Here is a 24,997-nt window from a genome sequence, read left to right on the forward strand (position 1 = left end):
GGTTCAACCAACTGACCCAAAGACACCGGCTGACACTCTGCCGGATAATCCAGGCCAGAAGTACCCAGAGGGTGTTGATGAGAAGGACCTCAACCAGACGGTTACGCGGACGATTACCGTTCATGATCCGCACACTAGCAACCATCAAACAACTCAGAATGCTCACCTAACACGGACAGCGACGGTGGATGAGGTTACCGGCAAGGTTACGTACAGCAAGTGGACAACCGGGACATTGCCAGAGTTTGACACACCTGACGTTCCTGGTTACACGCCAAGTCGTAATCGTGTCGACCAGGACCAGGTAACGGATGGCTACCAAGATCCACAGATTGAGATTAGCTACACGCCAAACGACCAACAGGGGAAGATTTCCTACGTGGACAAGCAGGGTCATGAAGTAACTTCAACGCCACTGAACGGTAAGACCGACGAAAGGGTTACGATTAAGACAAAGGCGCCGGCTGGCTGGAAGATTGTCCTGGGACAAAATATTCCTGCAAGTGAAAAGGCCACGGCTAATGGCATTCCAACGGTTACGGTTAATGTTGAACACGCCACCACCACGGTTCAACCAACTGACCCAAAGACACCGGCTGACACTCTGCCGGATAATCCAGGCCAGAAGTACCCAGAGGGTGTTGATGAGAAGGACCTCAACCAGACGGTTACGCGGACGATTACCGTTCATGATCCGCACACTGGTGACCATCAGACGACTCAGCGGGCGCACTTAACGCGGATGGCGACAGTTGACGAAGTTACCGGCAAGGTTATGTACAGCAAGTGGACAACCGGGACATTGCCAGAGTTTGACACACCTGACGTTCCTGGTTACACGCCAAGTCGGAAGCGTGTCGACCAGGACCAGGTAACGGATGGTTATCAAGACCCACAGGTTAAGATTAGCTACACGCCAAACGATCAACAAGGCAAGATTTACTACGTTGACGTTGATGATCATGGGAAAGAAGTTGGCCAGACACCACTGGAAGGAAAGACTGACCAAGAAGTAACGGTCACCCCAGAAATTCCAACTGGTTTCGAAGAGGTGCCAGGTCAGCATCTTCCGACCACTGTGAAAGCGGGGACTGATAAGGTACCAACAGTGACGGTTAAGGTGCAGCACAAGAAGGTTACCGTCACTCCTGACCAGCCGAAGACACCTGCAGATAATCTTCCAGATAATCCAGACAAGAAGTACCCAGAAGGTCTTGCCGAGACGGATCTAAACCAGACGATTACCCGGACAATTATTGTCAATGATCCGTACACCGGATCTCACCGGAAAGTTCAAACGGTTCACCTGACACGGACAGCAACGGTTGATGAGGTCACTGGTGAAGTCACATACGGCAACTGGTCAACTGGGATGCTGCCAGAGTTTGACACGCCTGCCGTAGCCGGTTACACACCAAGTCAGGCCGTAGTGCCAAGCATGCTGGTTAATGCTGGCGACCATGATAGTACGGTAACGATTACTTATCATGCCAATGCTAGTCGCTCAGGCGTAGTTAACGACCAGCCAGTTGAAGCAACTAACGCTTCTCGTGGACGGTCTGCCAACCCGCAGTCAACCTTGCCGCAAACCGGTAACGAACATTCGGCTGGGTTAATCTCCCTTGGGGTAGCAAGCCTCTTAGGAATGATGGGATTACTTGGTGGTCATCGTCAGAAAAATGAATAGTTAACAGAATACTAACGATAGTTTCTCATTAACGAGAAAAAGGCTCTCGAGTTCGGTTTAACCGAGCTGGAGGGCCTTTTGCGTTGATAAAATTTTGATTTCTAGACCTGATAATATTGTAATGAATTATTATCTTCATTTTCGGGGCTACAAAAGACGAACTTTATGATTAAAAGATGATATAATGTTCACATTAACTTAGGGAGGCCCATCAATGAAGAAAGCAGACTATATTAAGTACCTTCAACTGCAGCCGCATCCGGAAGGCGGCTGGTACCGGCAAATCTACCACAGTGATGACCACTTTGTCCCGTCGACAGTTAACCAGGAACGTTACTACTACACTTCCATTTATTTCCTACTAGATACGAAGTCACCATCACACTTTCACCGCCTAAAGCACGATGAGTTGTGGTACTACCACGCCGGTGACCCGATCACGATCTACTGCCTGTTGCCGGATGGCTCGGCTAGTCAAACGATTCTCGGACCACACTTGGAGAAGGGTGAACAGCTGCAATTCCGGGTCAGTGCGGGGACCATTTTGGGGTCAGCAGTCAATGAGGCGGGGTTTAGCCTGGTCAGCTGTGCGGTGGCGCCCGGTTTTGACTACCACGACTTTGAAATCTTTGACCAGCAAACCTTGTTAGCCCAGTACCCCGACCAGCGGAGAGTTATTGAACGCCTCGCTTACCAGCAAATTCCTGCTGATTCGGCCAACTAAGCTAAGAAAAGAAACCGTCAGGACAAGCTGCCTGGCGGTTTTTACACTGATAGAGGTCTCTTGTCATGCTTTATGAGCATCGTTAACCATTAACAGTAACTATTGTACATTGAAGTGGTCCCTCAATATAATTAAAAGTGATGAGAGAGATAACGTTCATGAAAGATTATTTGAGGGGGTCTTCTGATGGCAAAAACATTGATTATTTACTATTCCAGCACCGGGTATAACGACCGGATCGCCAAACAGTTGGCGGCTAAGACCGATGCGGACCTCTTCCGGATTGAACCGGTTGAAGAATACGACCATGATATGTGGGCGGCCTGGGACATTGCTAAAAAGGAACGGGAGGAAGGCCAGCTGCCGGCGTTGAAGAGCGGCTACCCGGACACGAGCCAGTACCAGCAAATTTTACTGGGCGGCCCATCCTGGGGCTATACCCTTGCCAACCCGCTGCAGAGCTTTTTGACGAAGGCGGATTTTGCAGGCAAGCCTGTTTACCCATGGGTCACCTTCTACGACCACGACGAAAAGTATGCTGAGGACTTACGGGCACAACTACATAATGGTCAGGTTCAAGACCTGCTCGAATTGCCAATGTCAGTGTTGGATAACCAACCCCGCCTCGATCAGACATTGACCGACTGGCTGACACAAATGAATTAAGCTGGAGTGCACCTGCTTCGTCCACGATAAATGGGCAGCGGGTGCTTTTTCTTGTGGTAGTTTATGCGAGCGAACCAGCATTAAATTATGGTACGATATCTATACCAAAAGAACGTGACAGGAGGGAACGACCGCATAACCAATAAGGCCGCACTCACTATCCGCCGGGATCCCGGCCCGTTGTAATGTTGCTTTACTAGAGATTGAGGATTGACTAATGAAACAAGTTTACCAATTAACCGCTGCTGAGCTTAAACAGCAGTATCGTTTGACGGATTTTGATGCTGGTCTGACAAGTCAGGAAGCACACCGGCGACTGGCAGCTGACGGAAAAAATATCTTAGAAGTCAAACCGACCCCCCAGTGGAAGATTTTCCTGCGCCAGTTTAACAACATCGTCATTTACATTTTGCTGGTGGCAACCGCCCTGACCATCTTGATTGGTCACACCACCGATGCGATTGTGATTATGGCCGTGGTGGTTCTCAATTCCCTTATCGGTTATTTTCAGGAAACCAGCGCAGCTAACGCCCTGGCAAAAATTCAAGAAATGATGGCCCAACACGCGACCGTCTACCGCGATGGGCAGCGCCAAGACGTCGATGCGGCCGACCTGGTTGTCGGTGATGTGGTCTTCCTGGAAGCCGGGGATAACGTTCCGGCGGACCTGCGAATTGTGTCGGCAGATAACCTCCGAATTGAAGAGTCGGCGTTGACGGGGGAAACTAACTCTGTTATTAAGACGGAGACGGCCCTGGATCAGGAGAAGGTCCCGCTCGCCGACCGGTTCAACATGGCTTACTCATCGACTTCCGTGACCAGCGGGAGCGGGATGGGCGTGGTGGTCGCTACTGGTGAGCAAACTGAAATCGGGAAGATCTCCCAGGAAGTAGCGCAGATTAAGCCAAAGAAGACGCGGTTGACCAAGGAAATCGACCATGTTGGGACGGTGGTTTCCTATATCACCATTATCGGGTCTGTGATCATCTTCATTGTCGGCTTTATCCTGAAAATCTACTCCTTGCCGGCACTCGCGCTGGCCGTTGTGGCGATGCTGGTGGGGTCGATTCCGGAAGGCTTGCCCGCGACAACCTCGGTGATCCTGGCCTTTGGGGTGTCGAAGATGGCCAAGCGTTACCAAACCATCATCAAGTCGATGCCCGCGGTGGAAACTCTGGGGTCGGTCGATGTGATTGCGACCGACAAAACCGGGACGCTGACCAAGAACGAAATGTCAGCGTTTGAGCTGTGGTCTGGTGATCAACACTACACGGTGACCGGCACCGGTTACGCACCGGTGGGGCAGGTATTGCAAGCTAATGGTCAACCGGCAGAGCTGGATAACCAGTTGAAGCTCTTGCTAGAGGCTGGCTTTCAAGCCAACGACACGGTATTAAGCGAAGAGGATGGTCACTGGACGATTAACGGTGAACCGACAGACGGGGCCTTTTTAACCCTGTACCATAAGGCGTTGGGGAACGACTACCAGTCGCCATACAATCCCGTTGATCTCCTGCCGTTCGACTCCGACTACCGCTACATTGCCGAACTAACGCGGGCGGCTGATGGCAAACAGGTTATCTTCGTCAAGGGGTCACCAGATAAGCTCTTTGAAATGGCTGCCAAGGCGGATACTAACTTTGACCTGGCAAAGTGGCAATCGCGGGTTGACGAGTGGTCAAAGGAAGGCAAGCGGGTCATTGCCCTCGGCTACCGTGAAATTGACGGTCCAGAGCTTTCGGAAGTAGACCACGATCACCTGTACCAGGGTGTGCACCTGCTAGGACTAGCGGCTTTGCAGGACGCCCCGCGCGAAGAAGTAATCGCCGCTCTCAAGACGATGAACCAGGCCGGGGTAGCAGTGAAGATGATCACCGGGGATGACCCACAAACTGCCCGGGCAATTGGTCAACAGCTAGGGTTAGCTCCTGGCGAAATCCACGCTATTACTGGTGCCCAGTGGGACCAACTGTCGGCTGATGAACAGGCTCAAGCGGCCAAGGACAACCAGGTCTTTGCCCGGACAACCCCACAAAATAAGCTGGAAATTGTTAATGCCCTCCAACGCGACCAGCTGGTAACAGCGATGGTCGGCGACGGGGTTAATGACGCTCCGGCCCTCAAGCAGGCTGACATTGGTGTCGCCATGGGGATTAAGGGTACCGACGTGGCTAAGGATGCCGCGGACATGATTCTTGGTGACGATAACTTTGCGACGATGGCTGCGGTGATTGAAGAAGGGCGACGGATTTACGACAACATTAAGAAGAGTATCCTTTTCTTGTTACCGACTTCCTTTGCCGAAGGACTAGTGGTGGCCTTTGCCATCCTGACTGGCCAGCAAGTGCCGCTGCAGCCGGTTCAGCTGCTCTGGATTAACCTGGTGGCCGCCATCACGATCCAGTTCGCCTTTGTCTTTGAAAAGGCGGAACCGGGGTTAATGCAGCGATCGCCCCGCCCAGTTTCAGCGCGGTTGATGAGCCGTCACGACCTCTTTCAAATGGGCTATGTGTCGGCCCTCATGGCGATCTTCGCCCTGGTTTCCTTTGAATGGTTTACCGGTCACGGTGCGGAAGTAGTTAACGCGACGACGATGATGATTAACGTGATCGTCATTAGCAAGCTCTTCTACTTCTTCAGTATCCGGACTGACCATTACGCACTCGGCCAAGTCCAGGCCATTACTGGCAAAGCCTGGGGTGTGATTGGGATCATGCTGGCATTCCAGCTGATTTTGACCTACGTTCCGTTTATGCAGGATGCCTTCCATGTCACCGGCATCGACCTGACAGAATGGCTGGCCGTGGTTGTCTTCTCGGCACTGATTATGCTGGTGGCCGAGTTTGACAAGTGGGTCCGTCGACGAAAAAACGCCCCAGCAGTAAAGTAAATCAATTGGCATAATGACAACCTCCAACGCTTTGGCAAAACAGCCAAGTGTTGGGGGTGTTTGTTGTTCTAGACCATTGAGCTAATGATGGGTATTTTTATTGCACGAGTTAGCTGACAAAGGCCGCTGATTGTGCAATAATTCAATTGATATTGTGGTTATTGAATGGTTAGACCGAAAGAAAGAATGTTGTGGTTTACAATGGTTGGAAAAAATAATCAACAAAATAAATTGCAAGCAAATGCAAAGCACGTTCCCCACTTTGGACTTCGTAAACTGTCCATTGGGGTGACATCTGTCTTATTGTCAACGCTGGTTTATCTCGGTGGTAATATGGCTGCCCAGGCGGACACAAAGACATCTACTGAACCAACAATAAATACCGTCAACTCTAATAACCAATTGATAGGCAGCCGGGTGACCTTAAAGACTAATCAGCAACCGACTATTGAGAATCAAAATGGCGTTCAAACGCTAACTGAGAGTAAGACACAGGTAGCTTCTTCGCAGGCTAGCCCGGTAGAGGTACCTGCAAACCAGGATGCCAATGATAATAAAGCAGCGGTTGGTAAGGGCCAGGCTGAAGAACACCAGTTGGTTGATGGTGACAAAGCTAAGGTCAAAATCAGCAATAACCAGTTAGACGAAACGAAGGATAACTCAACGCTCACCCTTATCACCAATAATTTCCATGCTGGCGACACCTACCAGCTCTATATCCCGAAGGGTGGGATTTCAATTAGCCAGGGTGACGTCAGCAGTTTGAGCCCATCGTTTGGGACGACGACTTTCGATGATTCAAACCCTAATTACTACGTCATTACGGATAAGTTCATCACGGCTGGTAATATTTCGCAAAATATTAATCTGGCACTAGCGGCCAATACTATTCCTGGACTAACGACGGCTGGTTCCTATGAGAAACTAACTGATCACGCTTTTATCATCAAGAATGGTAAGCGGATTGGTGAGTTCGACCTAAAAGTGGTTGGCAAGCCGTTTACATTTAGTGAACAGAACGCTTCGACTATCGATAATGTTGTTAATCACTCCGCTGGGGTTGATTTAGTAACGGAAGTTAGTCCAAGTGCCGCTGGTGTGATTACGAAGACAGACGACCTGACTCATATAAAGTTGGTTTACCACTTGCCTGCGCACTACACCGCGAAGAGTATTGACTTTCAGACCACGGATAAACACCCCCAGACGTTAGCCCATGTTGACGTCACCGCCGCGACGATTGCGGGACAGACACTCACGCTGGACTTGTCAGTTGACGCCAATTCACCATTAAAGAGTCTTTTGACGGACGGTAAGGCAGTACGAGTTTCACTAACCGGTGTCTACGATGTTCCAGACAGCGCGTTTAACAAGGATAATCTCTACCAAACGCAGTTGCACCAGCCAACGATTACCTTAACTGACCAGAATAATTATTCGATTACCCACGATGGCGATCCAGTTGTTCAAACAGTTTTGAAGTCAGGCGACCAGCTGAATTGGGGGCAGATCGTTAAAATTGACCACCACTACACCGCCGATTATGTCAACAAGACCGATGGTGTGCCTGGCAACACGGTCGATGTTGACGACCAGCATAAAAACGAAGGATCGGGGATGCAGGCTCAATTTACACCGATCTCCAACCAGACGATCCATAATGTCGTCATCTCGTTACAGATGCCGGACGGGATTAACGTTCATTCCGTGCAAATCAATAGTAAAGGTAATGGAATTGACGACCTCGATACTGCTTATGGCATTCAGGTTACCTATACCGACGGGACGACCGAGATATTGTCAATTCCTGACAATAACCTCATTACGGGGCAAGCAAATAAAGCCATTCGCTCTTTATCGGTGAAGTATGCGACCTATTCTCCGGATGATGACCTCAGCCTGATGCTGAATAATGGGGACAACTTTACTGTTGCTAAAAAGCATGCCAATGGTGAACTGGTACAGGCTGGTGATTTACTAGTACTGCAGGCGACAATTGCCAATGATCAGCTAAAACCAGCAACGTTTAAGACGACTGAGGACCGGCTCACCACCTATAAGGAAAACGACCAAAAAGGGATCTTTATGGCTGGTATCGGCAACCAGCAGAATCAAACTCCTGGGGATTTGAAAGCTGGTTCGATTTCTTATGAAGCCTGTTCGTCAGGCTATGGGAATCCCCACTTTGATCACCCGGTGATGTATATCCAGATGCCGGATAATGCTGTCTGGGACCAAAGTAAACCTTTAGAAATCCAGACTGGTGGGACTTCTTTCTGGATCGATCCGCGGTCAGTCATTTTAACCCCAAAAAGTGTCACGACCCTGGAAGTTAATGGTCATATCTTCTTAAAAGTTGACCTTTCGGATTATACAGACGTGAAGGACGGTTTCTCGGTAATAGTTAAATACAATAATGGAATTGATTTTTTGACTTCCACCAAGTACTCGCCGTTCATGGTCGTGGCGGATAATTTGGATAATGGTGTGGGTTACGTTACTCATCCAACGGCAAATAACTTAGAGGCTGATGATAGAGCAACCTTTGAGGCGTTGCTCAACCAAGAACACATTGACCCTAACAAGGTTTCGTATAACTCTAGTCAGTCCAGTTGGTACCATAGCGAGTGGAAGATCAACACTGCTAACGGAACCACGGTTGCCACAATGACCAAGGGGAATACCGATAGCGGTCCGGCCCTGGCAGGAACCCAGGATATTAATGGGAATGATCCTGCTCATTTTACGGTCTACGGGTCTATTATTAACGCTAACTCTGATGCTAATATCGCTGACGCTACGCAAGTCATCAACTTGCCAAGTACCGCTGATGGCAAGAGTGAGTTCACGCCTGTTTTGACGGGACCCGTAACCCTGACAGACCCGAACACCGGGGCGGACCTAGCTAGTCGCGCAACGATCACTTATTATACTGACCGGGCAGACTTATCACAGGGTGCCAATAGTTTAGCCGGCAAGGCGGGCTTGTCAGCCGACCAGGTCACCGACTGGAGTCAGATCAAGGCCATTAAAGTGGTCTTCAATAAGCAGCCGTTGGAGAAACAGACGACGGCCCGAGTCACCATGAAAATGGTGGATCACCACATTTATGACGATGTTGGCAAGACGATTTATGCGACGAGTGTGATTTACAGTACTAGTAATCATGGTGAGGATTTACCACAGGTAGTTATTGGTGCCGCGACGCCGGCCTCAGCTAAGTTGACGGTGGTTGGCAAAGCCCAGGTTAAGACCGTCGTCCACTACGTCAAGGATGGTGTTGATCACTATGTCACACTGCCAGACAAGACCGTGACCTATGATGAAGGTACCCAGACGATGAAACGGGCCGATTTCTTGGCAAAGGACAGCGATTTAACAACTAATGATCGTCAGCTTTTGCCAGAGCACATGGTTTTGGATTATGCTCACCCAACGATCAAGAACTCTAATGCTACCTACTCACAGGGTTATCCGAACGGTACTGCTGCGTTTGGCCAGCCGGTCAAGTATGACTTTGACGGGGATGCGGTCGTCTTTGAAGGCAAGGTTGCCGAAAAGGTTAGTGACACGCACCACGTCACCGAGACCGTTCACTTTGTTAAGGCTGATGGTACGAAGGTCGCTGATGATGTGGTTAAAAAATCGAAGGACTTTCGGCGAACTGGCTACAAGAACCCGTTCACCGGGGAAGTCAGCTGGGCAGCAACGACCGCAACGGACACGCTTCCGGTGGTGCCGAGTCCAACTATTTCTGGCTATCAGGCCTCAACGACTTCCATTCCAGCAGTCACTGTCGACCCGACGACTAATGATATTGAAAAGAAGGTTGTCTACACCCCAACCAAGCAGACCATCAACTACCAAATTGTTGATGATTCTGACCATGGCAAGGTGCTAAAGGCCGACGACTTAGCCAGTGGTGATTCGGCAAGCACAGTACCGGATAGCGCGAAGACAACTCTGCAGGGCATTGTGGAGTCGTTCCTGAACCAAGGCTACGCTTTAGGGCAGGACTACCAGTTGCCGAAGAACTTTGACACGAATGACCAAGACAACCAAACCGTGATTGTCCACCTGCTTCACGGGACGACAGTCCAGACTACTGCCAAGGCTGTCAAGCGGACGATTGCCTACTATGACAAGACCACGGGCCAGGAGCTGCCAACTGCTGTGGCCCACCATGATCCGCAAACCGTTAACTTTAGTCAAACGGCGGTTACTGATGCGGTGACTAACCAGGCTATTGGCTACAACACGACGGGTCACTACACCGAATACACCGGTGCTAATGGCCAGCAGGTGAAGGTTTATACGGTCGACACGAAGAAGGCTAACGATGCTTGGCAGACGACGGCCAACAGCTGGGACCAGGTCACTAACCCCGACTTACGGACAGCGGGTTATGAACCGGCTACTGATGAATCCGGAACGGCTATGCCGACGATCGCTAAACAGACGGTGAGTGCCACTGACGATGACCAAACCGTCAAGGTTTACTACGTTGAACACGTCGTACCGGTCAACGCCACGACCAAGGTGACGGCGGGCCAGCCAGTAACTGACCATAGCCCATACCAGTGGCCAGCGAAGAACCAGTTTGACGCCAAGAATTACCAGTCACAGTCGACCCGGCAGATCCGTTACCAGTTTACTAATGGGACCCAGGCCGCCGATCCAGTCACGGAAACGGTCACCTTTAACCGGACGGGGAAGATGAACCTGGTCACCGGGGCAGTCACGCCAAACAACGACTGGCAAGCAGTGTCGTCAACCATCGACCAGGGCGGCAAAACCACCGGCGGTCAAAACGTCAAGCAGTACGAAGTAGTCGCTTCACCAGTGATCCCTGGGTATACGGCGGATAAGTTGAGCGTTGCGGCGACTGACGCGGTCCAGGGGAAGAACGCGGCTGACGTGGTTGTTACTTATGCCCCCGACCAGCAGAAACTGACCTACACCGTCAAGGACGCCACGACCGGTCAAACGCTGGCCAAGCAGGTAGCCTTGCCAAACGGGACGGGAGTTTCTGATGGTGCTGTTAGTGATGCTGCTAAGGCCAGCTACCAGCAGCTCATTGACCAGTACCAGCAAAAGGGCTACGTGGTTGATGCCCAGGCCTTGCCAACCAAGTACGACCGTGATGACCAGGTTGACCAAGACGTGCTGATCACTTTGCACCACCGGGTCCAAAAGGTCACTGGCAATGACACCACGGTGCCGGCCAAGAGCAAGCTGCAGTTGGCCGATCTGAAGAAGACAGCCACCCTGGATGTGAAATACATCAATCATGACGGGACAACCTTTACTGGTCAGAAGCCAACCAACGCCCACCAGTCAGTCACGTTAGTCGGCACCACCTACCTTGACCTGGTTACCGGTGAGCTGACCAATAAGCCAATTAAGGACCAGCAAGGTAATGATGTTGTCAATGCTGGTAACCACAACACGCCAGAGATTAGCTGGTCAACAGCGACTACGCAGGCAGTGCAATCACCATCAGAAACTGGGTACCACCCGTCAGATAATCAAGTACCGGCACTGACGATCAAAGTGGATAACAACGCCACGGCAGACCAAGGCTTGACAAGCGGGACAACGGTCACCCTGGTAAAGCCGACCAAGACGGCTACCATTACCCGGACGGTTACCTATGCCAAGGACCCGACGGTCAAGGTCATTTACGTCGACCAGGATAACAGCAATCAACCAATTGCCAACACCGGATCAGGAGTGCTGACCGGGGTGGCTGACCAGCCGGTTGACTACCAGACGGCAAAGACGTTAACTGACTTAAAGCAGCACGGCTACGTCCTGGTTACTAACGGCTTTGATCCGCAGGGGACCGCACCAAAGTATGATGGTTACAACACTGACACCCATACCTACACGGTTACCTTCAAGCACGCCACGACGACGGTAACGCCTGACCAGCCAAAGACGACGAAGGATAAGCTGCCGGACAATCAGTCCAAGAAGTATCCAGATGGGGTTGGCCAGGATGATTTGAACAAGACGGTTACGCGGACAATTAAGCTCCACCAGCCGGACGGGACAGTGAAGACGATCCCACAGACAGCTAAGCTGACTCGTAACGCCACGGTCGACGAGGTCACACTTCACGTTACGCCTGGAAAATGGACGCCGGGTAAGTGGGAACAGTACTCGGTTCCAACTTTGACGGGGTACACACCTTCGCAGTCCCAGGTACCTGCGAAGGATGTTGACAACACGATGGATAACCAGGTGGTCGATATTACCTACGCTCCGAACAAGCAGGTAATTACCTACCAGGCAATTGATGATAACACTGGCAAGGTAATCAGCGGGGACCAACCCGTTCGCTTAGCCAGTGGTGTGTCTGACCACGCAGTGCCGCCAACTACTCAACAAAAGCTGCAAGCGGCTATTCAGTACTATTTGGCTGAGGGATACGAACAAGTAGGGACGGCCCAAGTACCGGCTCACTTCGACCACCAGGATAATGATAACCAACTCATCACCCTCCACTTCAAGCACGGTTTATTGACAGTAGACCAACAGCATCCGGGGAAGCCAGGACAAAAGCTCAACCCGAATGATCCACGTTCCAACGCGCCAACCTTCCCAACAGACTCGGCGGACTTGACACAGACGGTGACCCGGACGGTCAAGTTGACGGTTGGTAATGGTCAGCCGCAGACGATTGCGACCCAGCAGGTCGTTTTCAGTGGTAAGGGTACGATTGACCGAGTTACTGGCCAGTGGCAGCAGCCAGTCCAGTGGACTCACCAAAGCGGTGAGATGACCGCTGTGCCAATTCACGTTGATAACGGCTATCACCTTGTCTCAATTGACCGCGATCGTGACGGCCAACAGGTTAAGGCGGTAACGGTCAAGGCAACGGATGACGACTATACCGTCAACGTGGTGATGGCCAAGGACCCGACGGTCAGGGTTGTTTACGTTGACCAGGATAATGGCAATCAAGCAATTGACAACACCGGATCAGGAGTGCTGACAGGGGTTGCCGGCCAGGCAGTTGACTACCAGACGGCCGCAACGATTGCCCAGTTAAAGCAGCACGGCTACGTCCTGGTAGACAACGGCTTTGATTCGCAGGGGACAGCACCAAAGTATGATGGTGATAACACTGCTACCCACACCTACACGGTCACCCTCAAACACGCGATGACAATGGTTACGCCAGACCAACCAAAGACACCAGCTGATACTCTGCCAGATAATCCGGGTCAGAAGTACCCAGATGGCGTTGGTCAGTCTGACCTGAACAAGACGGTCACCCGGCTAATTAGTCTGCACCGGCCAAATGGCATTACCGATAACACCGAACAGAAGGTTCACTTGACGCGGACGGCAACGGTTGACGAGGTGACTGGCAAAGTCACTGCCGATAGTGATTGGACTACCGACCGGTGGTCAGCATACCAGACGCCAACCATCACTGGTTATACACCCACGATCACGAACGTTCCAAAGGTAACGGTTGACGGTCAGACTGAGAACCAGACGGTGGACATTAGCTATACTGCCGATCCGCAAGAGATTGACTACCAGGTAGTTGATGACAACACTGGTAAGGTCATCAGCGGCGACCAACCAGTTCACTTAGTCAGTGGGGTGTCTGACCAGGGGGTACCAACTGAAGCTCACCAGGACCTGGACCAGGTTGTCGAGAATTACCAGAACCATGGTTACGTCCTCGTTAGTGGCGACCGGGTACCAAACCAGTTTGACCACGTGGATGATGACAACCAGTTGATTACCGTCCATGTTAAGCACGCAACGACCGTCGTCACTCCGGACCAGCCGAAGACCACGGCTGATAATTTGCCAGACAATCCGTCACAGCATTATCCAACAGGCGTTGGCCAAGACGACCTGAACAAGACGATCACCCGGACGATTAACCTCCACTTGCCAGATGGGTCGGTGAAGACAATCCACCAGGAGGCTCACCTGACGCGGACAGCGACAATCGACGAGGTTACTCGCCAGGTCACTTACGGCCAGTGGACGACGGCTGACTGGCCAGTATATGACGTGCCAACGATCAGCGGTTACACCGCAAGTCAAACCACTGTCCCGCTGACTAAGGTCATGAGCACTACTGCCCCGGCCACGGTAGACGTTTACTACCAGGCGATCCCACAAACAGTTAGTGGGCAGTCCAACGGGAGTGGTCCATCAACAGCTAATGCTTCTGCTAAGCAACGCAGTCAACAATTGCCACAGACTGGGAACCATGATTCTCGAGCAGTACTAGGCTTAGGCGTCAGCGCTTTGTTGGGAATGATGGGCTTGTTAGGCAGCCAACACCGGCAAGATGACAAATAATTAATCGAGGTGCAAAACGCCCCTGCATTCAGGATGACTGAGTGCGGGGGCGTTGTTGTTTTGGTTTGGAGATAGACACAACAGGGTAATTAGCATTTATGCTAAAATGTTTTACCGAAAGGAGAATCAATTAATGACCAAGTATCGTTTACAGTCCATCACCTTTGTGCTGGTTGCTTTTCTCTTGGGCTGTAATGAATTTATGGTGGTGGGAGTTCTTTCCAACATCGCGAAAAGTTACCAAGCGTCACTGTCCACTGTTGGTTTGCTGGTGACGATGTTTGCCCTGACGTACGCAATTTGTACGCCGGTGCTGACCACCATTACGAGTAAGTATGACCGGTTTAAAGTGCTGATGACTTTGATAGTCATCTTTCTCATTGGCAACACTTTAACGGCCTGTGCCCCGAATTTATGGGTGCTTTTTGTCTCGCGGATTATTACTGCTGCCGTTGCTGGGGCAATTATTTCTTTGATTCTAGTGTATGTCAGCATTGTGGCGCCGATCGAAAAACGCTCAATGCTGGTAGCAACCGTTTTTTCAGGATTTAGTACCGCGACCATTATTGGGGTGCCGATCGGGACAACCATTTCAACCGCTTTTTCCTGGCACGTTAGTTTTGCCTTGATTAGTGTCCTGACAATGGTGGTTGGTGGTTTCCTCTACTGCTTGGTGCCGCGTCACACTAAGCAGACCAAGGGTTCCATTGCCCACCAGGTCCAGCTACTAAAAGATCGGCGGATCATTTTAGGAATTGTGGTAATGGTGACGTTGATGGCCGCGGAATACACCTTCTACACCTACATCCGGCCGATTATCACCAACGTTCTTCACTTCAGCACAACGCAGTTAAACTGGCTGTTAGGCCTTATTGGGGTGATGTTCATCATTGGCAATACCTGCGCGGGGGTCATTTCCAGCCGCTACGGGGTGACGAAGCTGCCACTGATTAGTTTGGCTTGCCTGGCCTTCCTGCTGGTGATGGGGTTGAGCTTTCAATTATCCTGGTTGGGGATTGCCCTACTGTGCGTGATTTGCCTTGTTTTGGGAATGCCGGGATCGATTTTGCAGGTGATGTTCCTCAACGTTGCAGACCATGACTACCCGTCAGCGATTAACCTGGCGTCGTCGCTTAACCCGATCTGTACCAATGTGGGGGTGACGGTCGGGTCGTTTACTGCGTCGATGGCGGTGAACTTCGTCTCCATTCAACAAATTGGTTACATCGGGGCAGTCTTTGCCGCGGTGGGAACTGTTTGTTCAGTCCTGCTGTTGCGACAACGAGCTTAATAATATTTCTCAATAAAAACAGCCGCGAGCGTTGGGTACTCCAATGCTGGCGGCTTTACTTATGTGACTAACGTTGTGGCTTGATGGTTGGCGTAGTTGCGGTCGGGGAGGATTGCGGTTGGTCAGCTTTTTGCTGCTTGAGTGTTTCAGCAATTTCCTTGAGGTATTGCACTTCTTCACTGACTACTTCTTCCTGTGGTTCCTCCTTCTTCTGGCTGAAGTGGTTGACGCCCTTGACTAGTAAGAAGACGACAAAGGAAATGATTAGGAAGTTAATGACCGCGTTGAGAAAGGAGCCAACCTTGAATTGGGCGGCACCCACGGAAAAGGCGATGTTGGAGAGGTCAATTTTGCCAATAAACAACCCGATCAGGGGGTTGATGAGGTAAGTGACGAGGTCCTTGACAATGGTCGTGAACGCTGAACCGACAATAATTCCGACTGCCATGTCCATCACGTTACCACGGGCGATAAACTCCTTAAATTCTTTTAGCATGGGGTTCCTCCTTTAAACTGATTGTTGATACTTAAATTTTATCAGAGCGGCTAGTGACGAACAAAGTAGAACGATTGTTGGCCGCCAAACTTGGTGATTTTTTAACTATTTATCTATGTCAAGATGGGAAGTATTCATACCTAAAAGACATTATGCAAAGAATTATGTCAAACAAACTTGACAAAAAGTCAAAACAGTTGATAATAAAGACAACACAAGGAAAGAAGGGAATTTACATGGATATTTTAACAACGATCTTTATTGCGGCCTTAGTGGTGTTTATATTAGTTCTTTTGGCAACGAGTAAGAAAGGCCAGTTTGATGAGCGCCAAGAATTAATTCGTGGTCGCGGGTTTAAGTATGGTTTTTGGGCGATATGTCTAGTTGATGCCTTGCTTTTGCTGGTAGTGCGCAAATTTGTATTATCACCACAGTTGCTGTTGTTGCTTTCGCTGTTTGCGGGGCTCTGGGTGTTCAGCCTGTATGCCTTGTGGGATTCTGCTTACTTTGCGATGAACCAGAAAAAGATTAAGCAGTTGAGTTGGCTATTCCTCTTCTTGGGTGTTTTATACACTGTTCAGTCAATTACTGACCCGGAACTGCGGCACATTAGCCTACGTTCGTGGAACGGGTCAATTGGGATCTTAATAATGGCGGTTTACTTTCTGACTGTTGGGGGACTGATGGTCTACTGCGTTTACCGTGATCAACATAAGCAGGACTAGGCCAATGAAAAATTTAAAAATGAAAGCAGCCCGCGCGGGCAAAGATTGGTCGCAACAAGAACTGGCCGAGACGGTCGGGGTTTCACGACAAACGATTTCCGCCATTGAAAAGTGCAACTATAACCCGTCGGTCAACCTCTGCATCAAGATTTGCCAGGCCTTAGGCAAGACCTTAGACGACCTCTTTTGGCCGGACAATTAATGCTATTAAGCATGAGCCGCAAAATTTTGCTAGTCGGTAAGTCGCTGGTAATGTTTTGTGGTATTATAAAAGCCGTTATTAGCTTCTGGACGCTGATTCCAGAACGGGGAGGAATAGCAGATGAATCTGAAAAATATTTCGGCAAAGTGGAAATGGATTGCAGGGATTGTTATTGTTTTAATCATCCTTTTGGGTTTGGGGAAGATGCGAAAGAACGGCGGCTCGGTGACTCCACCCAGGCACGTCTCATTCGTTAAGCAGGCTAATGGTGCGGGGACTCACGTCTGGTTTATGTCGACTGGGCAGTCGAAAAACTCGGATGTCTACTACATCATTGTTCTGAAAAACGGCAAGGCCCGGACATACCGGACTTATGATAATGACACGACCCTGGGCAAAGTTTCCAAGATGAGTGACCACGAAGCAATTGCCTATGCCAAAAAGCAGGATAAGAAGTACTTTGATGCTTCGGCCAAGGAGGTTAACCTGGCAATTCATGGCGATCATGATGGGTTTAACGCCGATATCGAAGACGGCCTTTCAATGCCGAGATATTCGCTGTTAGAGCGTGATAACAAACTGGCAGGGCTAGGGATTAAGACTGGCCGTCAAAATAGTGATAATCAGGATTACATCGTTACCTTTAATAAGGATGGTCATTTGACGAGTAGTGAGAAGGGAACCACCCAGCTTAACCCAGAACTGCGGGTTGAACATGCAGCATTCCCGGAGAATTTAGATCTCCAAAATAATGATCAGACATTAAAAAAGAAACTTTATGCCGGCTTAAAGCAGAATGTTGAGAATGCCAGCTACAAGGCTCCTGAACCGATGAAAGTGCGGACCAAGACAAAGACTGACGACTCTGGCAACGAGATTGTTAACCAAAAGGTCACCATTCAATACACCGATAATTTTGACTCATCATTAGTTCAGGACAACTTCTTAGCGCTGGCGAAGAAGGACCCGTCGATGATGAAGCAGCTGTACGGTTGGCAAAAGACCTTTGAAGATCTTCACGATGATATGGGGCCGAATTACAATGAACGTTATGATCGTGCGCAATCTGACTACAATAACGGTATTAATAAGATAATGTCGAAGAAGTTCTGCAAGGAGCTGACTGATGGTGTCTTTGGGAATTACCAGGAGGAATACACGTTGAACCTGGAAAACCCAGCCGACTTCGATATTTATGACAGTCACTTTATCGGGTATTTCCGGGGGAGCAAGAATGGTTACCTGGTAACCAAGGCGCAAACTAAGAAGCAAACCGCTGTGTTTGCCCGGTAGGATTTAAAAGCGTGGCCACAGTGAGTAATCGCTGCTTGGCGGCGCTTTTTCCATTAACAAGGAGGATCAAAATATGGCACAGTTGTATGCCGTCTTAATTCAGGAAAAACCAGCACAAGACGAGGCAGTCATTTTCTGGGATGCTTACCGTCACCGCAAAGACGCAGTCGCTAAGTGTGAAGAATTGGCACGTTACCAGTCCGGCCAGCATTCAGCAGCCCAGTTGACAAAACTGACTTCGCCGGTAGTGGACCTCGACACTGGTAAAGCTCACACTAACGTCGATGGCTACCAGGTGACGGCAGATGGTTTTACCGGCAAGTACACCGTTAGTGTCATCCGGGCAATTCGCGAGTAGCTGTTATTAGGTTAGCAATACCAATTGCGGTAAAATGAAGGAAGAAAAGTCAAAAGGAGGCAATTTAACATGAAAACGTTTAGTAAAGAAGAATTAGCGCAATTCAACGGTCAAAACGGGCAACCAGCATACGTCGCCGTCGATGGAACGGTTTATGACGTCTCTGGTAAAGCTGCCTGGCAGGGTGGTAAACACCACGGCAACCTGGCGGGACGTGACTTGACCGATGTTCTCTGGAAGAAGTCACCACATAAGGACAGTGTCTTAACAGGTTTGCCAGTAGTGGGAAAATTAGCTGAATAAATAGAAATAGCGCTTGTTTATCCACCGCCCTGAAAGGGGAAATGGTTGTTCAAGACTGCAACTAAATAATAACCAGGATTGTTTTTTTGGAGGCCGTCCTGGTTTTGCTGTTGTGAGGGAAAAGCTCCTACCACTAATTGATTCAATTTGGCAAAATAAAGAGACCGCTACCGTTTGAACTAGCAAACATTAGCGGTCGTTTTAGTATTGTCGTATTTCGCTTGATGAAAGTTTGCTTGCCCTCAAAGGTCATCAAAGTCAGCTAACGAGTGACCTGATGCTCCGGGAGCATTTGATGTTCATGCAAATGATTAGTTCTCCACGAACGGATGGGAATGCCCATCTTTTATTTAGGCATGTTCAGAGTGGCAAGAAACTGTCGTTGAGGACGAAAAGAATAAATACTTTTCTTGACCTGAAGTTAACTTTACCTTCTATACTAAACAAGAACGAAGGATCAAGAGCAAAGGAGCGATTGAAATATGGCAAAGACGTTGGTTTTATACTACTCGGCAACTGGTACGACTAAGCGGGTGGCGCAGCAGGTAGCACAAGTGCTCAATGCCGACCTGGCGGAAGTTCACGCTGCTCAGCCATATACGACAGCCAGCCTTGACTGGAACGACCCGCAGAGCAGGACGTCACTGGAACAGCATCAGCATGATAGCCGGGTGGCAGTGAAGGACGATTTACCCAACATTCGGGATTACGACACCATTGTGATTGGTCACCCTATTTGGTGGGGAATTCCGCCACGGCTGATTGCTGACTTGATTGACCATCTCGACCTAAACGGCAAAAAGCTCGCCCTCTTGGCTACCTCAGATGGGACTGGTTACGAGCGGTCGCAACGCTTTATTGAGCGCGCGGTTGCTGAAAATAGCTACCAGGTTAAAGTCAACCAGGGGGCGGTGCTGAATAATCGCCGACAGGTGGAACAATGGGTGCAGCAGTTTTAGCTGCAAGGAAGGGCGAGCAGATTGCTGTTTCTTCTTACAAAAAGTTAGTATAATCATGATGAATAACTTGTGAGGAGGGACACTGATGAAAAAGCTGACTGTGACGACTGAAGCGCTGGAACGGATTAAGGGCCATTTATCGCCAACAAAAAAGATTGTTCTCGACTTTGATGACGGCGTTGGCCCATTTTCGGCGATCGGCAACTGCAATCTGGATGCCAATTACCGGCTGATCTTCGTTAACCATGATGTTGACTTGCCCGATTTTGATGAGGTTGTTAGTTCCAATATTGGCGATATCTATATTAAGAGCGAACTGTACGCGAATGTTCAGTTTGAACCAGAGATGGAGTTACGCTTTGACCGGCGGCATTTTGCCTTGCCGCTAGTTAGTCCCAAGGGGGTGCTAACGGAAAACGTGGAGCTTGTCGATATTGACCAACCTGTTGATCACCAGTATGCTGGTACCCATGACTGTTAGGGTGTTTCCCAATATTAAGACGAAAATAGCCGCTAATGAACAGGTTGTCCCGACTCATTAGCGGCTTTTGATCTGGTGGCTAATTTAATTAGTCATCTTGGGTGTTGCTGATGACCTTCTTGTTGTTGGCGTTAACCTTAACGTCGTGTTGCTTGTGACCGTGGCCAACTTCGATTTCCCAAACTGGCGTCCCGTCATCGTAGCTCAGCGACCAGTTGTGGGCCTTACCAGAGTTAGCAGCCTTTTCTGCGACCTTGGTAGCCTGTTTGCGGGTAATCAGCTTGTCTAAGTCCAAAGCACTTTCTTGGTCATCATCGTCCAGCTTTTCGCTGCTCTTGTGAATGACCTTGCCAGACTTAGCGTTGACGTCCATGTTGTGTTCCTTGCTGTTGTCCATCCCCGAAATTTCGTAACGGTAAGAACCGCCCTTCTTTTCGAGTTGAATTTCAGTAACCCGGCTGTCTTTGAATTCCTTTTTGAACTTCTTGACAGCGTCTTTTTCGGTAATCTTGATTGTATCGGCGTTAGCGGATGCTGTGGTCATTACCAGCGGGCTTGCTAGGAAGACACCACCCAGTGAACTAGTAGTGATAACCGTCACTGCCAAAGCATTGACGAGCCGTTTTTTAAAAGTTGTTGTTTTCATAATTTTAATTAACCTCCTCGTTAACTTTCCGTCTGTGACTTCATTATAACCGTAATTAGTGAAAAATTGGTGAAGTAATTAAGTTTAATTTTTCTAACGTAAATAAAATAATTAATATTTCATTTTTGAAAACTGTTATCTTCTTCTTCCTCAACCACTATGAATGATAATGATACACAGAAGCAAGCGGGAAAAATAGGCGGTTTTATCGATAAAAAATCTCAGAAAATAATTTAGCATATTATAACATTGCTAAGTGTTCTTTTTTAAGGCAATTTTACTCTTTATAGATAAGAGTGTTAAAATAAAAATGTATCAGCATAATTGGCTTATCGATAAATAAGAAAGCATTTTGGCTTGTTGTGGTAATAGGCCGACGCTAAATGATCGTCTTGGGCTAAAGCTGACAGTGCTAATTAGTATATTTATTAAAAGAATGAAGTAACGCTTTCTCGTGAAGTTTGTCTTTTGTTTGGGAGGTAATCAATCATGATGAGGTACAAGCTCTACAAGCATAAGAAGCAATGGGTGGTTGGTGCGACAGTGGTTGCGGCATCCCTGGCGTTGATGACACCGGCGGTTCACGCAGCCACGACAGATGATAACGCCGCTGTTGACACCCCTACTGCGGTAACCAGAACGCCAGCTGCACAGCCAGCAAGCCATGATTCCCAACAAGCGAGTGCGGTAGCAAGCAACCAGCCGGCAACGGAAGCCGAGGCTAATCATCAACATCCACGCCACCAGCTGCGGGCAACGGTCGAATTGAAGGCAGCTAATGAAAACATTCCTGGCCAGCAAGCCTACGCTGCGGTAGCGGATACGAATAATCCCCAAACGGAAACGCCTTACGGAACAACGATTAACCCGAATAACTATACCGTTCATATTGGGATTTCTGGTTTGGCCTACACTATTCCGCCGTATCATTTAGTCGATGGTGATTTGCGTTTTGCTACCGACCAAGAAGTTGCTCACTTCCCTGGCAATTGGCGCCAACCAGCTTTAGTGAACGGGCAGGCTGTCAATGTTGGGACTTATGCCGTTGTCCTTAGCCGGGCCGGCTTTGACCATCTCTTGGCATGGGTCAACGGGATGGAAGAAAATGGTAAGTGGGTGCCCCAACCAGGAGTTGAGAACATTACCTTTGGGGAGTATAACTTAAACTTCTTGATTGTGATGTGGGAGTCTAATCGGCCATCTTACACGGTCACTCCTTATCTCGTGAAGGTAACGGTTACTGGGTCAGCACCACTAGGCACTTCCGGACTAGACTCATCGCAGTACCATGTCCAGTTGGCTAGCAACGGTGATGGTCAATCACCGGTTGGTCCTTACCAAACCAGCTTTGACCAGTTCTTCCAGCCGGCTGCAGGTGACTTTCAAGTGAGTGCGACACCGTTGGCCAATGGGTCATACCGGGTTACACTAACTAACCAGGGTTGGCAGCACGTGCTGGTGGCATTGGAAAAGACCTTTAATAGTTATGGCCACGTGGATCACCAGCCAAACTTTAGCTGTCAGCCAGCGGATGTGTCGTCTTCGGCAACTGCTTCACTGCCGGAAGATGATGTGAAAACCGTGACGCGGACAATCAAGGTTGAACTTCCGGATCAGCAGCCACGAGTCGTTGCTCAAACGGCAACGGTCAGTCGGAAGGCTATTGTCAAGGATGGTCGGCTCGCGTGGGAAGATTGGACAACAGCTACCTGGCCGCAGTTCACTGCGCCAACGGTTGCTGGATATATTGCCAGCCAAGCAACCGTTCCTGAAGTAGTGGTGACCAACTCGACGAGTGACCAAACCATTATTATTAACTATGCAAAGGATGCTTCTGTCACCAAGCGGCCAGTGACTGGCGATAATGGATACTCAGTATCTACTAGATCAACGGCCAGCAGCAGTCAGCGCCTCCAGAACGAACCAGGACGAGCCGTTACCAACCAGCAAGGCAAGCAATTACCACAAACTGGTGATGCCAAGAATGGCATTGCTGCTCTTGGTCTCGACTTAATGGGCTTAACGACTATGCTAGGCTTAGCAAACAAGAAGAAGCACGAGCGTGATTAGTTAACTGATTATTGTTAACTTGATTATTGCTTGAGACAAATAAAGGGAGAACCAACCCATATGGATTGTTTCTCCCTTTTCTTATTAGTTAACTAACGAGATGAGTTATGACTTTTGAGCTTGTTCAAATTGTTGGTGGTAGTCAGCTAGCAATTCCAAGACGTGCTGACCAATTACCTGGTAGTCCTTGGTTGGCAGGTTGGCTTCAGAAACCCGCAGTTCACCGGGCTTAGTCCCAAACCCAACACCGTCAACGAGGACGACGCTGCTTTTCTCTGCTAATTTTAAGAGGAAGTCAACTTGTTCAAAGTTGTCTGCCAGGTATTCGCGGAACTGGTGACCATAGCGTTGTTCTGCCAGTCCGTAAATATCAATTAGTGAGTAGTAATGAGTGTTGGAGTCACTCTCGTCTTTTGGTGCGCCCATGGCGTTATGCAATTTCTCGTAACGAGCGGAGATCAATTGACGAGTTTGGTCGATGTAGGAATCCGAACCGCCATCGTGGTCTTGCGTTATCAGGTGGCTCATGGCAAAGAGAACGGCCATGATCTGCTGTGGCGTCGATAGTCCCGCCGTGTGATAGAGACCAATGGACCGGCTATCCGCGCAGAGGCGGTCGATAAACTTCATTTTATCAGGATGGAGCACGACTGACCGGTACCGTTGTTGCAACTGCTGTTGAAGGTACTGTGGTAGCCGGGTAATTGTATCGTCAAAAACGTTTTCCTTATTGAGAGCAACTAAGCCTAGCCGCCAACCGGTACAGCCATACAACTTGGAAAAGGAATAGACCAGCATGGTGTTATGCGGTGCCGCTTGGTAAACACTATGGAAGTGAGGGACAAACGTTCCGTAGACTTCATCGCTAATGATCATTAAGTCGGGGCGTTTGCGGACAACGTCACGAATAGCTGCTAAGTCCTTCTCGTTGAATGCTTTGGAACCCGGGTTGGTGGGATTGACAACGATAAAGGCCTTGATCGCCGGGTCAGTGAGTTTCTCAATTTCCCGCGGGTTGACTTCCCAGTTATTTTTTTCGTAGGAACGAATATCGACTTCCACCAGCTCATAGTCGTTTAAGACCGGGATCTGGAGGTAGGGCGGGAAAATTGGCGTATTAATGGCAATTTTATCGCCTGCTGACAAAAGATGATTTTCCTTCAACGAATTAAAGGCGTAAGCGATTGCTGCCGTGGCACCTTCAGTGGGGAAAAGTTGGGTTTGGTTAAGCAGTTGATCATCATGGTAGGCAATACTTTTCAAGTAGTGATTAAGAATTACTTCGGTCAGCGAAAGGCAGCGGTCAGGGTCGGGGTAGTCGTTACCCAAAATACCGTTAACCCATTCGGCCACTAACTCGTCGCCTGATAGCTGGTAGTGACGGTGACAGTAGTCAATTGCTGTGATGATAAAGCGGTCTTCAGAACGGTTCTCTGGCTGCAGGAAGTGCTTCAACCGCTGAAAAACACCAGTAGTTTCCAGGTAACCAGCCATCTGGCCCTGGTCCATGGCCCGGCGAGAATCATGGACCCCAAATTGTGTCAGCCGGGCAAAGGCAAGTCGCGACTGCGTTTGAATCCAGTTCGGGTTTCCCCGGCCGGCATTTAAGAAGTTATTGCCGTGTTCGTTTTGTTTGGCAATTTCCTTCATCTCGGAGCTGATTTCAAAGGCCCCCAGCTTCTCTAAGGCTTGTTCGTTATCGTTTTTCATGGTAGCCCTCCTCTTGCTGTGGTCCACAACTATCTCCTTCTATAATAACATTTTCGTTCGCCTGGGAGCTGTAATCAACTGTCACAACATTTTAATATGCTTGTCGGTGATTTATTGATAAAATACCTATACTATGTGTTTGTCATCAAAAAAATAATA

General features: G+C 49.3%; 17 protein-coding genes. 14 read left to right on the forward strand and 3 right to left on the reverse strand.

Going from position 1 to position 24,997, the window contains the following annotated elements:
• From Q0E49_RS00720 to Q0E49_RS00745, 6 genes are all read left to right on the forward strand, one after another.
• Positions 1–1,687: LPXTG cell wall anchor domain-containing protein (locus Q0E49_RS00720; protein ID WP_295745509.1), on the forward strand; the 1,687-nt coding region annotated here is incomplete at its 5' end.
• A 214-nt stretch (positions 1,688–1,901) separates the two neighbouring features.
• On the forward strand, positions 1,902–2,411 hold the full coding sequence (locus Q0E49_RS00725) for a cupin domain-containing protein (RefSeq protein WP_295745511.1): 510 nt from the start codon (positions 1,902–1,904) through the stop codon (positions 2,409–2,411).
• A gap of 186 nt (positions 2,412–2,597) precedes the next feature.
• The gene (locus Q0E49_RS00730) at positions 2,598–3,077 is read left to right on the forward strand and encodes a flavodoxin (protein ID WP_295745513.1); all 480 of its coding nucleotides are present in this window, start codon (positions 2,598–2,600) and stop codon (positions 3,075–3,077) included.
• A gap of 217 nt (positions 3,078–3,294) precedes the next feature.
• Positions 3,295–5,967: an HAD-IC family P-type ATPase gene (locus tag Q0E49_RS00735; protein ID WP_295745515.1), complete on the forward strand. Its 2,673-nt coding sequence runs from the start codon at positions 3,295–3,297 to the stop codon at positions 5,965–5,967.
• A gap of 201 nt (positions 5,968–6,168) precedes the next feature.
• A complete protein-coding gene (locus Q0E49_RS00740; protein ID WP_295745517.1) occupies positions 6,169–14,304 on the forward strand; it encodes a YSIRK-type signal peptide-containing protein in 8,136 nt (2,711 codons plus the stop codon).
• A gap of 133 nt (positions 14,305–14,437) precedes the next feature.
• Complete coding sequence (locus Q0E49_RS00745; protein ID WP_295745519.1) at positions 14,438–15,595, forward strand: MFS transporter; 1,158 nt, start codon at positions 14,438–14,440, stop codon at positions 15,593–15,595.
• Between the two features lie 67 nt (positions 15,596–15,662).
• Here Q0E49_RS00745 and mscL read toward each other — a convergent pair whose 3' ends face one another.
• Positions 15,663–16,091 (reverse strand): large-conductance mechanosensitive channel protein MscL, encoded by a 429-nt coding sequence (gene mscL / locus Q0E49_RS00750; RefSeq protein ID WP_295745521.1) that lies wholly within the window; start codon positions 16,089–16,091, stop codon positions 15,663–15,665.
• Between the two features lie 236 nt (positions 16,092–16,327).
• Here mscL and Q0E49_RS00755 point away from each other — a divergent pair, with 236 nt between their 5' ends.
• From Q0E49_RS00755 to Q0E49_RS00785, 7 genes are all read left to right on the forward strand, one after another.
• The gene (locus tag Q0E49_RS00755) at positions 16,328–16,816 is read left to right on the forward strand and encodes a hypothetical protein (RefSeq protein WP_295745523.1); all 489 of its coding nucleotides are present in this window, start codon (positions 16,328–16,330) and stop codon (positions 16,814–16,816) included.
• 4 nt (positions 16,817–16,820) lie between these two features.
• Positions 16,821–17,018, forward strand: a complete 198-nt coding sequence (locus tag Q0E49_RS00760; RefSeq protein WP_295745526.1) for a helix-turn-helix transcriptional regulator — start codon at positions 16,821–16,823, stop codon at positions 17,016–17,018.
• A 120-nt stretch (positions 17,019–17,138) separates the two neighbouring features.
• A complete protein-coding gene (locus tag Q0E49_RS00765; protein WP_295745529.1) occupies positions 17,139–18,311 on the forward strand; it encodes a hypothetical protein in 1,173 nt (390 codons plus the stop codon).
• Between the two features lie 73 nt (positions 18,312–18,384).
• A complete protein-coding gene (locus tag Q0E49_RS00770; RefSeq protein WP_295745532.1) occupies positions 18,385–18,669 on the forward strand; it encodes a hypothetical protein in 285 nt (94 codons plus the stop codon).
• Positions 18,670–18,738: 69 nt separating this feature from the next.
• A complete protein-coding gene (locus Q0E49_RS00775; RefSeq protein WP_295745535.1) occupies positions 18,739–18,972 on the forward strand; it encodes a cytochrome b5 domain-containing protein in 234 nt (77 codons plus the stop codon).
• A gap of 482 nt (positions 18,973–19,454) precedes the next feature.
• Positions 19,455–19,931, forward strand: coding sequence for a flavodoxin (locus Q0E49_RS00780; protein ID WP_295745538.1), 477 nt, complete (start codon positions 19,455–19,457; stop codon positions 19,929–19,931).
• Between the two features lie 85 nt (positions 19,932–20,016).
• The gene (locus Q0E49_RS00785) at positions 20,017–20,412 is read left to right on the forward strand and encodes an iron-sulfur cluster biosynthesis family protein (RefSeq protein ID WP_295745541.1); all 396 of its coding nucleotides are present in this window, start codon (positions 20,017–20,019) and stop codon (positions 20,410–20,412) included.
• A gap of 88 nt (positions 20,413–20,500) precedes the next feature.
• On the opposite strand, the gene Q0E49_RS00790 is transcribed toward Q0E49_RS00785, so the two are convergent.
• Positions 20,501–21,058, reverse strand: a complete 558-nt coding sequence (locus Q0E49_RS00790; RefSeq protein ID WP_295745544.1) for a PepSY domain-containing protein — start codon at positions 21,056–21,058, stop codon at positions 20,501–20,503.
• A gap of 489 nt (positions 21,059–21,547) precedes the next feature.
• Here Q0E49_RS00790 and Q0E49_RS00795 point away from each other — a divergent pair, with 489 nt between their 5' ends.
• Positions 21,548–23,128 carry an MBG domain-containing protein gene (locus Q0E49_RS00795; protein ID WP_295745547.1) on the forward strand — a complete coding sequence of 527 codons (1,581 nt, stop codon included), beginning with the start codon at positions 21,548–21,550 and terminating at the stop codon, positions 23,126–23,128.
• Positions 23,129–23,233: 105 nt separating this feature from the next.
• Here the strand turns inward: Q0E49_RS00795 and Q0E49_RS00800 are convergent, their stop codons facing one another.
• Entirely contained in the window at positions 23,234–24,838 is a 1,605-nt protein-coding gene (locus tag Q0E49_RS00800) for a bifunctional aspartate transaminase/aspartate 4-decarboxylase (RefSeq protein WP_295745551.1), read from the reverse strand.
• Between the last annotated feature and the right edge of the window lie 159 nt (positions 24,839–24,997).

This window comes from uncultured Limosilactobacillus sp., assembly GCF_934202235.1.
Lineage (GTDB): Bacteria > Bacillota > Bacilli > Lactobacillales > Lactobacillaceae > Limosilactobacillus.